This window comes from Mongoliitalea daihaiensis, assembly GCF_021596945.1.
Lineage (GTDB): Bacteria > Bacteroidota > Bacteroidia > Cytophagales > Cyclobacteriaceae > Mongoliitalea > Mongoliitalea daihaiensis.
On record NZ_CP063779.1, the window covers coordinates 2,162,765 to 2,176,656 of the forward strand.

A 13,892-nucleotide genomic window follows, 5' to 3' on the forward strand; every position below is an offset into this window, starting at 1 on the left:
CAATCATCGCTTATACAATTGATGAACAGCGTAGATTTTATTAGGTTTCACAACCTCTGACAAGAAAATCAAATTCTCTTGAATTCCAATGATTTGGTAGGTAAAGGTACGAACTTCATTTCTTTTGGGGGTTTGGATATTGACAAATACCCCTTCTTCGGTACTGAAAATATCAGAGCCTTCGTGTAGGGTGATGACATTTTCTTTATTGATTGACTTCAGCTTTATTCCATACGCATTCCGATTAGTTCTGGCTGTTTGCTGATGGGCGAATGTACCTTTCCTAAGTACTTCTCTTACCTGTGCTTCGGTGATTTTTTTCTCAGGTGCTAGGTAGAATACTGCTTGATAACTGTAAAATTTTTCCAAGCCTCCGTAGGGCATGCGCTGGGTTATCCAAACATGTGAGGCACCTCTAGAACTCGCTTCTTCTAAGAGTTTTTTTCTGGCCCTCGTATCCATGGCATTGATAGCTGTGAATACCCAAGCACCTCTAGCCTTGGAGTGTGCTTCTCCTATTTTGATGAGGTCTTTGGTTTCGCTGTAATCATGGAGGATCGTGATGTCTTCTGGTTTAGTGAATCCATCGACCGGTCCCATCCGGGAAATAAATTGAGCTTGAACACTAAATGAACCCATTATAAAAAGGGCAAAGGCCAATAAGCCTAGAGTTTTAAAAGATGTAAGCATAATGGAAGTTTTTTTCTTTAGATGTACGAAGAACTTCTGTGAAAGGCTGAAAAATGTGAGAAAATTTATTGGAAAAATCATATGATCGGTAATATAAGTTTGTTTACTGATTTATTCGCTTGGCTTAGTTTAATGTTTGTTAGTGTTTAAATACTTGTCAACCAGTGGGTTTAGAATAGGTTTTAGTTGTTTTGAAGTTAACCTTTGAAAAATATGCTATAAACACTTACGATAAGGATAAATAGAAAAAGTGCTGCCACGAAGTTTCTTTTGAAATCAAAAAGTTTGGGTTTTGACTTTTTGAATGCAAATGTTCTTGATACAAAGCCAATAAATTGAAGTATTCCAATCATTAGGAGGTCGATCAGTATGTCAAACAATAAAATCATTGGTCTCTGTTTATCGAAGTATTAAAGCAAAAGAAGTCAAGATGCCGATTCCTATACCTATTCCACTCATAGCATTGATCCTTCTGTCTTTTATTCTCCAAGCATTTTCTCGGTAGCCAGCGGCGTATGCTTCGTTTTCCATTAATAAGGCATCGGGGTAATTCAAGTTTTTGTCTTTGGGAGGTTCTCCGCTAAGGAAATAGGTGAGCGAATAGCCCGCTGCATATAAGGTAGAGTATGAAAATGAAGCAAATGAAAATATACTCATATTTGCGAAGACTGCTGCCTGAGCTAGAGGCTGGACTTTGTAGTGAAAGTCCGCATCAGACCAACCTAGTAAAAAATCTTCAGTTGGTTCCATAGATATTTCTTCCCCTAATAGATAATAATGAATATCTCCGTTATTCCGCTCAACTTTGGATATGTCCCGATAGCGCAAACGGAATTTTTGGGCTTTTTGGTCATCCTCCAGTCGATACACTACCCGCTCCAATCTCATTTTATGGATAAATACATCCAACACTTCTCCATTTTCTTTCCAGATGATGTCCTGTGCAAAAGAAGTACGGGTTAGTAGCAAAACTACCCAAATTAAAATCATATTAACGAAAGACATGTTAGGCTCATTCATGTGATTTTTTTTTCATAATGGAATAGTTAACGCAAAACGAAGCAGCGAACATAGCCGCATAGTGGCCAGTACTTAAAGGTCCTCCGTGTATGTAGTACCCAATTAATTTTCCTACGATTAAAACGACCACTAAATTAGCTATAAAGTAGAGGCTGATTTTTTTAGTCCTATTCCACGATTTCATAAGGATACTAGTGAATGATGCTAGGTTTATTTTTTACGCACTTGTTTTAGGCTCATTTCCACCACTTCCCCAAACGCTTCATAAGCTTTGAGGTCCATGGATTTTTTATTTCCTGCGATGCTAAAGTTTAAAGGATTTCCAGCCACATAGGTTTTATAAGCTTTATCGATATCATTAAAGCTGATGTCTTGATAACGCTCATAAAATTGTTTGTTTGGATCTTCATTGAAGCCGAGTAATTTCCAATTATAAATGGTTTGCGGCATGCTTCGGAAGTAGGGTTTGGAAAAAGCAACCGATTGAACCAATGATTTTTGGATTTCGGGCAGGCGCTCCTCTTTTTTGGGTAAGTCTTGAAGTAAATCCCTGAATACAGTCATTGCTTCTACACTTTTATCCGCTTGGCAACCCACAAATCCGATAATATGGGCATTTCTTCCACGGATAGTTCCATTAGATAGCCGGGCGCCTGTAGCGTAGGCAAGGGAACGGAATTCTCGGATTTCTTGAAACACTAAACCCGACATGGAGTTGCCGAAATATTCATTGAATGCATTAATGGCATATTGATTTTCTTGTGAGAATGGCAGATTAGTATTGCTTAAGAAATAAATCTGTGTTTGAATGGCCTTTTTATCATTCATGAAAAATACGGTTGGTTTTGCATGATTGGCAAATGCCCGTTCTTCCATCTTTTTGGCATGCGTACCTGATAAAATACTTCCCAGGGAATTTTGCAGCAACTGTTCTACTTCCTGATGAGGAGTGTTTCCTACATACGTGATCAATGATTCAGTTTCAAGCAGTGTTTTCAAACTTTCCTGAAGAGCACTAAAGGGCAGGTCCTTGATTTCCTTTATAGACATGCGGGTAAGGTAAGGGGAGTTTTCCCCATAGATCAGATAATCGCTGATGATATCTGATTTGGCATCTAGGTCTTTTCCTTCCATTCGACGTTCAAATCGTACTCCTGAAAGGAAACTCTTTTTACCCAGTTCTGAGAATACAGGTTTTGAGAGGAGTTCCTGAAGTAAAACAATACTGGCTTGGAAGTTTTCTTCCACTCCTTGCATAGAAACGATAAACTGTATGTCATTACTGTAAATGGATAGGCTTGTGCCTAAGCGAGCTAAGGCAGATTTGAATTCATCCCTGCTTTTTGTAGCTGTCCCAGCGGAGTTTAGCATGGATGCTAAGTATTCTAGTTGGTTATCTTGCAGGTCTCCTCTTTGGATATTCAAGGTGAAGCTAAAGATGCTATTAATGGGATTAGGGGAGTGATAGAGTTCGACCCGTTCTTTTAGCTTGCTGACTTGAACAGCCTCTTGCAAGTTGATGAAACTTGGATTCAGAGGGAGTTCCGGAATGGCTTTAAATGCTTTAGCATACTCAGATTCTGTTCCTTTCGGACTAACAGGGGTGAAGGGAGGCTTTGGAAGCTTGTTTTTCTTTGGGAAGCCAGTTCTGGAGTACAATACAAGGCGATTTTCTCCGAAATAGGTATTTGCCATGGCGACCACTTGTTCTTTGGTGATATTCTGAATTTGTTCATTGATAGCTAATACATCTTCCCATGAACGATCGCTGATAAAAGCTTCTGCCATGTAGTATGCTTTTTGGAAGTTGGATTCCAAATTCAATTGATGGCGCTTGTTATAATTGAGTTTGATATCATCCAATAATTGCTCATCGAATTTGCCTGCTTTCAACTTTTCTAGCTCGGCCATCATCAGGTTTTCAGCCTTTTTTAAGGATTGGCCCACAATCTTTGGTACAAAGATTACGAGTGTTCGACCATGTTCCACTTGGATATCAGCTTCCATCTCGGCTGCGAGTAGCTTGTTGTCCATAGTCAGTTTATCCCATAACCCAGTTTGATTACTGTTGCTGAGGAGTTCATTAATTACGGTGAGTGCTGCCTCATCTGGGTGTCCGGAGGGAACAGTTCTGAAACCAGCGATTCCCACTTTGATAGGAGTGTAGCGTCCTTTGATAACTTCTTTTCCTTTGAAATCTGCTTCGGCGATACGTTCGCGGGCGGGTTTATCTTTGGCTTCCCAGCGTCCGAATTTTTCTTCCAGAATAGATTTGATTTGTTCGATTTCTATGTCACCACTGATGATCAGTGCCATGTTGGAAGGGACGTAGTACGTTTGATAGTACTCGTACATGCGCTTGAGGGAAGGGTTTTTGAGGTGTTCTATTTCACCCAAGATATCTCGTTGCCCATAAGGGTGGTTTTTATAGAATGCCCGATCAAAGCTTTCTATCAACTTGTAGGTTTGGTCATCCATGTACATGTTTTTTTCTTCATAGACCGTTTCTAGTTCGGACTGAAACATGCGAAAGACGGGATTCATGAACCGGTGGGAATAGATTTCGGACCATTTTTCGAGTTGATGAGGAGGGAAAGTATTGTAGTACATCACCATGTCATGGGAAGTGAAGGCATTCAGTCCTTTACCACCAATGCTATTGATGAGGCGGTCAAATTCATTGGCTACCGCAAATTCGGAGGCGAGCAAGTTTTGTTCATTGATTTGGAGTTGGATAGCTTTTCGGAGCTCTTCCGATCTTGTTTTCCCCAGTTCCTCGTAGAGGGAATCGATTTTTGCTAAGTGTATGGACTCTTGTTCAAAATCAACGGTTCCGATCTCGGTAGTTCCTTTGAAGAGCATATGTTCGAGATAGTGGGCCATGCCTGTCGCATCCGCTGGATCCCAAATAGCCCCACCATTAACGACTACCGCACCGAGTACTTCAGGTCTAGTTTTGTCTTCGTGCAAATAGATGGTGAGTCCATTTGGTAATTGATAGGTTTCTATTGGTAATTGTTGGGCAAAAAGGCCAATGGGTAAAAAAAAGATTAGTAAAAATAGCTTTTTCATAGGTTTAAATTTTATTTTTCCAACGGGCTATGTGAATAAAGGTTTCGTTTTTAAGTTTCATGATTGCTAGCTGATTTATTCATAGAATTGGTTGAGAATAAAGCTCACCAAATTCATAGCTGCATGCACTGAAAATACTGACCAGAAAGGGTTAAGACCATTTACCTGCTTGGCCATGATATAAAAGAAAGCGAATATGACCCCTGAGATGGTGGCGGTCACAAGATAATAGGTGTTGTAATCGTGCGTAAGTCCGAATGGTATTGCTGAAAGGAGGATTGGAATAAGCAATGGGATCTGTTTTTTAATGATTGATTCAAACCAAAAGACTAATTCAATTATAAGATATTGAAAAAGGAAAGTTTCCAAAAGTGGGCCTAGAAATACTGCCACCCAAAATATTTCGGTGGTGGACATGTCCTGTAGAAAGTCAATTTCAAATACAGAATCATCTACGAGCCAATTAACAACCCAGGAGGACGTAATAGTGTAAAACACCTCCATAGCAAAAAAGCAAAGGAGAAGTTGTAATGGTACTCGATGCTTGTGATTTTCGATGAATAAACGAATCGGGTCTTTCCAGTTTTTCATCGTTTAGGAGTCAGCTTTTATGGACTTGAATTTTTCTTTTTTCCATTTTCTGAATATAGGTAGTACAAGTGTCATTGAATGAATAAACATTCCAGCGGCAAATAATCCATAGGCATGTCGTCCTAGTTTTTCATCTAACAAATAGCTATCGATTAATGGTGAAGCTATCATCGCTAAAGTAATGATGAAGATGTAAGGTTTGAGTATTTTCATTGAAAGTGGTTTATCTACACGATATCTTAACAATCCTAATTGGAAAATAATAAATGGGAGTTAAAAGAGGAAAAATCTTATGAAAAATAAACGTTTAATTTAGTGCTTTCTTAGATATGGGATAGTACTACCCCTTCAGGGCAGGGGAGTAGTGTATGGATTTATACCATGGGTGCGAGAACCCATGGTTACTGTGGTGTTGCGCTTTCAGAGCAATGTTGGAGAATTGCTATTGTGAAATTACATTCCCGAAGTGGCTTATATTTTTTGATCATACGGATTATCATTGGGGCAATTAAACTTCCATTAACTCCAGCCAATTCAGAGTATCAGGTTACTTTCAATCGTTATATGGCCAATCAATTTAGCTTGCTGACTGATAGTTCACTTGCTCATCTGTATTAGAAACTTACCTTATAAAATCCGTATTTTTTTAAGAGTAGGTTATTAATTGACTTAATATGATTTTCTAAAATAGACCTTAACTCACTGTCTTGTTCTATGGTAAGATCAAGTTCCATAAGCTGACAAAGGGCTGATAGTTTTTCTTTTTTGGTAATGTCGTCACATTCTGAAAACAATTCCTTTTGAGAATACGCCTTGCTTATCCTTCGTAAAAATATATTGCAGGGATGATTAAGGTCGCATTGTAAGCCCCATGGAAAATTATTGCCCATTTAATTCCGTGGTTAAGCCTGATATAGCTCAAGACAAGTCCAATTAAAAATTGGGCACCTACCATAAATGGCACCCAATAGAAATATCGAAAATAATCGAAGTCTGTAAAATTCATTAAATGGACTAATCCAAATAATGCTGAGGAGATGAAGATTGAGTATTTTAAATTAGGCCGCTCGCCTTGGTTTACTTTGTACAGTAGATAAAACAGATAAACCCATAACAAAGCTAAAGGAATCCAAACCTCACTAATCAATAATATAGACAAGCCCAAACTCCACCAAATAGATGAGATCTTAAAGTCTAAGTGTAATCTGTATACAGGCTCTTCCAATAATGGAGCTACAAAAATTGCTATGATAGCTATGAGCCATTTATGCTCTTTTAATAGAAAATCCATTTTGTGATCAAACTGATCTAACCCTGCCAAGTGTAGTACATAAGCATATGGTATGATTACGGCAAAAGTTATCAAAAGCAAATAGAGAAATTCACTTCCTCTTATTTTCTCAAAAGAATCCTTAAGGTAAGGATCTGTGATAAAGGTAATTAAATTGGTATAGGTTTGCTTTATATTTTTCAATTCAATTCTACTTAAAGATTAATTGCAAATTTCTGCACAATCTATCATACCACTAAAGTAACCCAAGACATAAGCGAACAAACAAATGGCAATAATCATCATCGAAAACCAAAACGTATATGTTAGATATCTCATAATCACAGTTTCAAAAATTTAGAGTCAAATTTCACTTCTTGGTTTCACATCAAACCGAAATACAATTATAAGCCCCAAACATAATAGATCAAATTCTTGAAATCAAAAGTTCTTACAAAACCAGGGAAAAATAACAAATAATCACTCGACTGAGATAAGCGAACAATACTAATAATGCATTATTTTTGGCTTGCTTTTGTGATGTATTTAGGGTTAAAATCGGGGTGATGAAAGTGCCTTCTTTTTATTTTACATAATCCATAGTTACGTGTCAAAAATGATTGATGCTAATCCAATTTTTGAAAAGTGCTGCATCAAGCATTTCCGGGCGTTGGTTAATCCCAATCTCGCTCTGGCAAATCAGGTTAGCTAGCATGGTGATTTGCTGATTGATCTTGGTCAAAACGAAATAGTTTTTGAGGTTGGTAAAGTCATTTGCAAAACTTTTACTTCCGAACAACTAAAAATACTGCTTTCGAAGAAAATCATCTATCTATTGCGTATTAATGTGTAGAGTAAAATTTACATTTGATTCAACTTTGGGGATGATTTAAGTACTGCCCTTCAGGGCAGGGGAGTAGTGTATGGATTTATACCATGGGTGCGAGAACCCATGGTTACTGTGGTGTTGCGCTTTCAGAGCAATGTTGGAGAATTGCTAGCGTGATCAATCTCATTCCATTAACTCGAGCCAATTCCGAGTATCAGGTTACTTTCAATCGTTATATGGCCAATCAATTTAGCTAGCTGACTGATAGTTCACTTGCTCATCTACATTAGAAACTTACCTTATAAAATCCGTATTTTTTTAAGAGTAGGTTATTAATTGACTTAATATGATTTTCTAAAATAGACCTTAACTCACTGTCTTGTTCTACGGTAAGATCTAGTTCCATAAGCTGGCAAAGGGCTGATAGTTTTTCTTTTTTGGTAATGTCGTCACATTCTGAAAACAATTCTTCGATCATAATTATTGCTTCAGGTTTAAAAAAATTGGCTCTATTCTTTCCGAAAAATGAAGAATAGATTTCCTGTATTTCTTTTTTATCAACAGAGGGGTTATTCAATAGCTTGTTTAAACCTTCAAAGAATGCTCTGAGCCATCGTAGTAGTAGATCTCTTTCTTGCATTATTGAGAGTATGATGAAGTGACACTAGTGTTTATCAAGATCCTAGACTGGCTAAAGGTAGGCTTAAAAAGAAGTGGGTTTTGATCAAAAAAAGTAAATTGAAATCCCAACTGCTGCTCCTGAAATAAGTCCAATGATTAATCCTTCAACGAATGTGATTTTATTTAATTTCATGATATGTATTTTCACCAGACTCTAATTTATTGGATAATAAATCAATAGGAAAATAATTTTGCACCTATCGATAAAAAATCAATTCTTTCATTAAAGCCAATGTGGGATTTATCATATAGCATAATACACAAATGCCGCAAGTGCACCAACTCCAACGCCATACAATAGTCCTATAAGGAATGATTTTTTAAATGCTTTGTTTTTGAATAAATTCATAAATTTTGCTTCGTAGTTTCTTGATAATTAATGGATTATTGTTTGACTGTTCTCATGGTGCGCTTTTGCTTTGCCAATGGCATACCCTGCATGGTAAGCAAAAAATGCTATGGTGACAATGATTGCCAGAATTTGAGTAATTGCTTTTACTTTCATAGTTTACAAAATAATCATGAGTAGTTACGGGGTGAATTTGTAGAAGATTTTTTTTGTTTTTTGTATTTTTGGCAAAAATGAGTGTACTATATTTTTACGGAGGCCACAGATTTTGTTACTAGTTTTCTTCAAAATCAACTTTTTAGATCATTGCCTTGGCAAAACGTTAAGTTGTCTAATTTCATAGTAATAAGAAAGGCTAAGATAGCTTCCAAGATGGATGCAATGATAACCATTGGATCATCCGTTTGTGGGAAAAGTTATGGTTTTACGAGCATTTCATAAGCAATTATTCTCTCCTTATTATTTGGAAATCAACACTGGGCCTAACATAGAACTTCTCTGACAGTTTAGCCTAGGTAAACTAATTCTTGACTGCTTTGAAGGCTAATTTTGGCCTGGACTCTGGAGAAAACTTACGTCTTGTTTCCTTGATCATGCGGTTAAATTTTAACGATTTTATTACTTAACCTCTAATCTAAATTTTTGGAAGTATTATAAAGATTACCTGAGTTATTATAAACCATTTGGCTAATATGTCAGCTGCTTTTCAATACTGTTGCGCTTTGACGTGGTAGCGAATTATAGTTTTTATAATGAATATGAGTAAGAATAACCATGGTCCCCTCAATTAATAGAATATAAATCATAGTAATGGGTAAACCCAGAAAGGTAGTTTCTACGTCATGAAATAAGATAAAGGAATAATTGGCAAGATTTTCATTTCCATGTATTCCATAAAATAAGCCAATTAAATTACTTAAGAAATGTATCCCAATGACAAACTTTATATCTTTCATTTTCAAATGGATCATAGAAAGAAATAATGAAGAGACAAACAAAAACAGTGCTTCGTGAATTTTTGATGGGAAATGGAATAGTGAAAATATGGTACTAATCATCAATATTTTTATTACTGGCGACGTATTTGAGATTTTATCCCAAAGAAATCCTCTAAAAAATAATTCTTCAATTATAGCAGGAAAAAGTAATGAAATCGGGAATAGTAAGTAGTAGTACGCAAAGTTAGAAATGTCATATTCTTGGCGAATGCTATGTTCAAAAAAACCAGACCAATGAAAAATATAGTAATAGATGACACTTATAGTTAAAAACATTACAAAATATTCCGAGTGTTTTTTTTGAATTTTTTTACTTTCAATAGGGTGTATATATTTCAAAAAAATCACTGCCAAAGAAGAATACAACAAAATAGAAGTGGATGACCTTAAAAAATCCGGCTCTATAAAAAACAACAATATTTCAATCACTACTATGCTAACTAAGTAGATCATGGAGACAAATATAATTCTATAATTATTCATAAGTTATTTTAATGGGAAAGGGTGGGACCCTTTCCCATAATTTATGCGATCAAATTAGTGGTTGTCCAAACTGAGCCCATATCAAATGGTTCTGGATCATCTCCCATTAAATATCCTAGTTTATCGCCAATATATCTACCAATCTCTCTAAATATGCTTCCTCCATTGATGGCCTCAGCTTCATTGTTAGAAAGCTCTATCAGTTTATTAGTTTCCATATTTTCTCCTTTCTTTTCCATCCTGATATCCTTCTGCTAATCCCAATGTAAACTCGATGATTATACCTATTCCAACAGCATATGGTGTCCATCTAAATCCACCATTGAAAGTGATTTTTTCCTCCAAACTCAATTCTTTTAAATCGTTCATAATCTAAATAAATTTTCATTTTTCCCCAAGCATTTCCGGGCGTTGGGATATCCCAATCTCGCTCTGGCAAATCAGGTTAGCTAGCTGACTGACGTTTCACATGATCATCTGCATTAGAAACTTACCTTATAAAATCCGTATTTTTTTAAGAGTAGGTTATTAATTGACTTAATATGATTTTCTAAAATAGACCTTAACTCACTGTCTTGTTCTATGGTAAGATCAAGTTCCATAAGCTGACAAAGGGCTACTAGTTTTTCTTTTTTGGTAATGTCGTCATTTTCTGAAAACATTTCCTCGATCATAATTATTCCTTCATACTCAAGAAAATAGGCTCTATTCTTTCCGAAAAATGAAGAATAGATTTCCTGTATTTCTTTTTTATCAACAGAAGATTTATTCAACAGCTTATTTAAACCTTCAAAGAATGCCCTTAGCCATCGAAGTAGTAGATCTCTTTCTTGCATTATTGATAGTTTGTGAAATAGCACTAGTGTTTATCAAAGTTACAAAGAGGCATAATTCACAAATGACGCAAATGCACCAACTCTTATAGCATACAATAGTCTCATAAGGAATGATTTTTATACGCTTTGTTTTTGAATATATTCATAAATTTTGCTCTGTAGGTTCTTGATAGTTAGTGGACTATTGCTTGATTGTTTTCATGGTGCGCTTTTATTTTGCCAATGGCATACCCTGCGTGGTAAGCAAAAAATGCTATAGTGAAAATGATTGCTAGGATTTGAATAATACCTTTTGGTTTCATTATTTATAAATTAATCATTAGTTTTAACGGGGTGGATTTGCAGAAGGTTTTTTTGTTTTTTGCATTTTTGGCAAAAACCGATGTTCTTTCTTTTTACAAAAGCCACTGATTTTATAACTATTTTTCTTCAAAATCAACTTTTAAGTCTATTGCCTTGTCAACCGTTAAGTTTCCAAATTTCATAGCAATAAGAAAGCCCAAGATAACACCCATGATGGATGCTATACTATTCATTACATCATACGTTTGTGGATAAAAATAGGGTTGAACGAGCGATTCATAAGCAATTAATCTCGTAAGAGTGGCTAAAGAGATAAACGAAAGCTCATCATTGTATTTTGACAATTCTTTTCATGAGTTCAGTTTTGAAAGATTCAAAAGAGAAACTTCCGAATGCTCTGTCTTATTGTTTGTTTGAGTAAACCCTAAGGAAAAATAATGGATAGTTCTTAAGTTAGAAAAGAAGGTAGAGAAAATAAATGTTTAATTTTGGATTTACTGGACTACAGAAGGTGTACTGCCCTTTTAGGGCGAGGGAGTGTGTTTTATCATGGGTTTTGTGGACCCATGGTTACTGAGGTATTGCTCCTTCAGAGCAGGGTGAAGTATAGGGCCGTAGGCCTGTGGACTTCGTAGGAGGGAATAATTCGCGAGAAAATGCTAGGGGCGTAGCCCTGAGGTCTTATAATTTGTGAAAAAGTGATTTTGAAAGATGGCTTATTGAAGCCAAGTTATAGGTTTTTGGAATACAATGTCGAATGATGAATATCAAACGCCGAATTTTGAATCTAGGTAGGTTATCATGAATCTCCTTTTTTTCCTGTTTTATTCGTTGTTTTAACTGATATAAGGGCCATAATCGCCAACACAACATAAATGAGCACAGCAATAGGCCTCGATGTTTCAAAGGCACCTAAAACTGCAAATTGATTACAGTTTGGACTAAAGAAGGCGATATCAATGGCGGCGTAAGTCCAACATAAGAAGATAAAGAAGAAGAAAGCCATTATAATTTTTCTCATAAGGTTTTTCTTTTAACGATTACAGTTTTGAAAGATTTAAAGAAGCAATTTTAGTAAGTTCAATCTCACATAGTGTGTTTGAGTAAATCCTAGTGAAAAATAATGGATAGGCCTTAATTTAGAAAAGAAGGTAGATAAGATAAACGTTTAATTTCGGGTTTGCTGAGCTATGAAAGGCGTACTGCCCTTTCAGGGCAGAGAAGAGGAGTGTGGATTTTATCATGGGTTTGAGAACCCATGGTTACTCTTGTGTTGCTCTTTCAGAGCAGAGTGACGTTTAGAACTGTAGATCTGTATTTCGTAGATTCAACTAATCCGAAATGAAGGCTAGGGCCGTAGGCCTGTGGATTTCGTAGGAGGGAATAATTCGCGAGAAATAGGGGCGTAGCCCTGAGGTCTTATAATTTGTGAAAAAGTGATTTTGAAAGATGGCTTATTGAAGCCAAGTTATAGGTTTTTGGAATACAATGTCGAATGATGAATATCAAATGCCGAATTTTGAATCTAGGTAGGTTATCATGAATCTCCTTTTTTTCCTGTTTTATTCGTTGTTTTAACTGATATAAGGGCCATAATCGCCAACACAACATAAATGAGCACAGCAATAGGCCTCGATGTTTCAAAGGCACCTAAAACTGCAAATTGATTACAGTTTGGACTAAAGAAGGCAATATCAATGGCAGCGTAAGTCCAACATAAGAAGATAAAGAAGAAGAAAGCCATTATAATTTTTCTCATAAGGTTTTTCTTTTGTTACTCTCCAAAAATAAAACCACCTATAAACCAATTTTTTCTCTCCCAAAAGCAAAAAATATTAGTTTAATTTAAACTAATCTATTAATTTTTTTTTAATTATTTTATTTTTACAAAAACTCGTTTAACTTTTTCTTCCGTAATAGTTAATGAGTCTCCAGAGATTTGATAGGTTGACTGCATGGTTTGACTAATTGATGGAATTTCTGTGTATAAAATAGCATGATCACTGGTGGACCAGTAAATAGAAGGTATATCTGAAAATTCAAATTTGTGCCCATGTTTTTTTGCTAAATCTCTAAAAACTCGCGATTCCGGTATGATTCTTCCATCATTAGTATATGTGAATTTGTAATTTTTAGAGGAATTGTCTAGCTCTTTATCAAGTATTCCTTCAAGCGTAAATGTTTGTTTTTCAACCCAAGTACCTATAAGACGTTCATCTTTTAAATGGTTGGATGATATGCTTTTACTATCAAAAGATGTTTTTCTAACTGGTTCAAAATATACATGATATGTCTTTTTTTCTAATTCAAACACTAAGGAAAGGAGTTCATCTTTTCTAGAAGCCACCACTTCGAGTTCTTCGCCACTGTCAAGGGGAAGACCAAACTTGATTTTATTTTCTGTTTTTTTTCCTATCATTATGATTGAATGATTTTTCCCAGATTGTATGGTAACCAAGTAATGATCTTTTTCTTTTTCGATTATGAGCATATTCTGCTCTCCAATTAAATCTCCCATGTAAACTCCCTCAAGCTTTTGACCATGAGAAATAGTGGAGGCGAACAGCAAAATCATTAAGATAAAATATCTCATGTCGGTTTGGTTTGCAGATTTAATAGCGATAAAATTAATTTTATTGGATTTAGTTGATGCTCCGGTAATTTTTAACCGGAGCAGTTCAACTACATACAATTATATAATTTATGTAGGTATAGTCCAGAAAGTAGTGAACTCTTACCAGCATAATATACAGAAAGTGATGCATAAAGC

At 35.8% G+C, this 13,892-nt stretch carries 16 protein-coding genes; 1 reads left to right on the forward strand and 15 read right to left on the reverse strand.

What is annotated here, in order from left to right:
• Nucleotides 1-3: 3 nt before the first annotated feature.
• The 5 genes from IPZ59_RS09295 to IPZ59_RS09315 all read right to left on the reverse strand — a co-directional run bounded on the left by IPZ59_RS09295 (nucleotide 4) and on the right by IPZ59_RS09315 (nucleotide 5,586).
• Entirely contained in the window at nucleotides 4-690 is a 687-nt protein-coding gene (locus IPZ59_RS09295) for a hypothetical protein (RefSeq protein ID WP_236139572.1), read from the reverse strand.
• Between the two features lie 399 nt (nucleotides 691-1,089).
• Nucleotides 1,090-1,710, reverse strand: coding sequence for a hypothetical protein (locus IPZ59_RS09300; RefSeq protein WP_236139573.1), 621 nt, complete (start codon nucleotides 1,708-1,710; stop codon nucleotides 1,090-1,092).
• Nucleotides 1,711-1,920: 210 nt separating this feature from the next.
• Entirely contained in the window at nucleotides 1,921-4,782 is a 2,862-nt protein-coding gene (locus IPZ59_RS09305; RefSeq protein ID WP_236139574.1) for a M16 family metallopeptidase, read from the reverse strand.
• Nucleotides 4,783-4,857: 75 nt separating this feature from the next.
• Complete coding sequence (locus tag IPZ59_RS09310) at nucleotides 4,858-5,373, reverse strand: CPBP family glutamic-type intramembrane protease (protein ID WP_236139575.1); 516 nt, start codon at nucleotides 5,371-5,373, stop codon at nucleotides 4,858-4,860.
• 3 nt (nucleotides 5,374-5,376) lie between these two features.
• Nucleotides 5,377-5,586, reverse strand: a complete 210-nt coding sequence (locus IPZ59_RS09315) for a hypothetical protein (protein ID WP_236139576.1) — start codon at nucleotides 5,584-5,586, stop codon at nucleotides 5,377-5,379.
• A 168-nt stretch (nucleotides 5,587-5,754) separates the two neighbouring features.
• On the opposite strand from IPZ59_RS09315, the gene IPZ59_RS09320 reads away from it, so the two are divergent.
• Nucleotides 5,755-5,991, forward strand: coding sequence for a hypothetical protein (locus tag IPZ59_RS09320; protein ID WP_236139577.1), 237 nt, complete (start codon nucleotides 5,755-5,757; stop codon nucleotides 5,989-5,991).
• A 199-nt stretch (nucleotides 5,992-6,190) separates the two neighbouring features.
• Here IPZ59_RS09320 and IPZ59_RS09325 read toward each other — a convergent pair whose 3' ends face one another.
• From IPZ59_RS09325 to IPZ59_RS09365, 10 genes are all read right to left on the reverse strand, one after another.
• Complete coding sequence (locus IPZ59_RS09325; RefSeq protein WP_236139578.1) at nucleotides 6,191-6,847, reverse strand: CPBP family glutamic-type intramembrane protease; 657 nt, start codon at nucleotides 6,845-6,847, stop codon at nucleotides 6,191-6,193.
• Nucleotides 6,848-7,758: 911 nt separating this feature from the next.
• Nucleotides 7,759-8,112 (reverse strand): hypothetical protein, encoded by a 354-nt coding sequence (locus tag IPZ59_RS09330; protein WP_236139579.1) that lies wholly within the window; start codon nucleotides 8,110-8,112, stop codon nucleotides 7,759-7,761.
• Nucleotides 8,113-8,529: 417 nt separating this feature from the next.
• Entirely contained in the window at nucleotides 8,530-8,658 is a 129-nt protein-coding gene (locus IPZ59_RS20270; protein ID WP_262912272.1) for a hypothetical protein, read from the reverse strand.
• Nucleotides 8,659-9,197: 539 nt separating this feature from the next.
• The gene (locus IPZ59_RS09335; protein ID WP_236139580.1) at nucleotides 9,198-9,983 is read right to left on the reverse strand and encodes a CPBP family intramembrane glutamic endopeptidase; all 786 of its coding nucleotides are present in this window, start codon (nucleotides 9,981-9,983) and stop codon (nucleotides 9,198-9,200) included.
• 41 nt (nucleotides 9,984-10,024) lie between these two features.
• A complete protein-coding gene (locus tag IPZ59_RS09340; protein WP_236139581.1) occupies nucleotides 10,025-10,201 on the reverse strand; it encodes a hypothetical protein in 177 nt (58 codons plus the stop codon).
• Entirely contained in the window at nucleotides 10,191-10,352 is a 162-nt protein-coding gene (locus IPZ59_RS09345; RefSeq protein WP_236139582.1) for a hypothetical protein, read from the reverse strand. The genes IPZ59_RS09340 and IPZ59_RS09345 overlap by 11 nt, the downstream gene beginning before the upstream one ends.
• A gap of 113 nt (nucleotides 10,353-10,465) precedes the next feature.
• Nucleotides 10,466-10,819, reverse strand: coding sequence for a hypothetical protein (locus IPZ59_RS09350; protein WP_236139583.1), 354 nt, complete (start codon nucleotides 10,817-10,819; stop codon nucleotides 10,466-10,468).
• Between the two features lie 1,102 nt (nucleotides 10,820-11,921).
• The gene (locus tag IPZ59_RS09355; RefSeq protein WP_236139584.1) at nucleotides 11,922-12,143 is read right to left on the reverse strand and encodes a hypothetical protein; all 222 of its coding nucleotides are present in this window, start codon (nucleotides 12,141-12,143) and stop codon (nucleotides 11,922-11,924) included.
• Between the two features lie 516 nt (nucleotides 12,144-12,659).
• Entirely contained in the window at nucleotides 12,660-12,881 is a 222-nt protein-coding gene (locus IPZ59_RS09360; RefSeq protein WP_236139584.1) for a hypothetical protein, read from the reverse strand.
• 114 nt (nucleotides 12,882-12,995) lie between these two features.
• Nucleotides 12,996-13,715 carry a hypothetical protein gene (locus IPZ59_RS09365; protein WP_189581100.1) on the reverse strand — a complete coding sequence of 240 codons (720 nt, stop codon included), beginning with the start codon at nucleotides 13,713-13,715 and terminating at the stop codon, nucleotides 12,996-12,998.
• Nucleotides 13,716-13,892 lie beyond the last annotated feature (177 nt).

What these genes read in the sequence shown, in the direction of transcription:
- IPZ59_RS09310 (WP_236139575.1), bottom strand. Translation starts at nt 5,373, where the DNA reads ATGAAAAACTGGAAAGACCCGATTCGTTTATTCATCGAAAATCACAAG.
- IPZ59_RS09305 (WP_236139574.1), bottom strand. Translation starts at nt 4,782, where the DNA reads ATGAAAAAGCTATTTTTACTAATCTTTTTTTTACCCATTGGCCTTTTT.
- IPZ59_RS09300 (WP_236139573.1), bottom strand. Translation starts at nt 1,710, where the DNA reads ATGAATGAGCCTAACATGTCTTTCGTTAATATGATTTTAATTTGGGTA.
- IPZ59_RS09330 (WP_236139579.1), bottom strand. Translation starts at nt 8,112, where the DNA reads ATGCAAGAAAGAGATCTACTACTACGATGGCTCAGAGCATTCTTTGAA.
- IPZ59_RS09360 (WP_236139584.1), bottom strand. Translation starts at nt 12,881, where the DNA reads ATGAGAAAAATTATAATGGCTTTCTTCTTCTTTATCTTCTTATGTTGG.
- IPZ59_RS09315 (WP_236139576.1), bottom strand. Translation starts at nt 5,586, where the DNA reads ATGAAAATACTCAAACCTTACATCTTCATCATTACTTTAGCGATGATA.
- IPZ59_RS09345 (WP_236139582.1), bottom strand. Translation starts at nt 10,352, where the DNA reads ATGAACGATTTAAAAGAATTGAGTTTGGAGGAAAAAATCACTTTCAAT.
- IPZ59_RS09340 (WP_236139581.1), bottom strand. Translation starts at nt 10,201, where the DNA reads ATGGAAACTAATAAACTGATAGAGCTTTCTAACAATGAAGCTGAGGCC.
- IPZ59_RS09365 (WP_189581100.1), bottom strand. Translation starts at nt 13,715, where the DNA reads ATGAGATATTTTATCTTAATGATTTTGCTGTTCGCCTCCACTATTTCT.
- IPZ59_RS09335 (WP_236139580.1), bottom strand. Translation starts at nt 9,983, where the DNA reads ATGAATAATTATAGAATTATATTTGTCTCCATGATCTACTTAGTTAGC.
- IPZ59_RS09295 (WP_236139572.1), bottom strand. Translation starts at nt 690, where the DNA reads ATGCTTACATCTTTTAAAACTCTAGGCTTATTGGCCTTTGCCCTTTTT.
- IPZ59_RS09350 (WP_236139583.1), bottom strand. Translation starts at nt 10,819, where the DNA reads ATGCAAGAAAGAGATCTACTACTTCGATGGCTAAGGGCATTCTTTGAA.
- IPZ59_RS09355 (WP_236139584.1), bottom strand. Translation starts at nt 12,143, where the DNA reads ATGAGAAAAATTATAATGGCTTTCTTCTTCTTTATCTTCTTATGTTGG.
- IPZ59_RS09320 (WP_236139577.1), top strand. Translation starts at nt 5,755, where the DNA reads ATGGGTGCGAGAACCCATGGTTACTGTGGTGTTGCGCTTTCAGAGCAA.
- IPZ59_RS20270 (WP_262912272.1), bottom strand. Translation starts at nt 8,658, where the DNA reads ATGAAAGTAAAAGCAATTACTCAAATTCTGGCAATCATTGTCACCATA.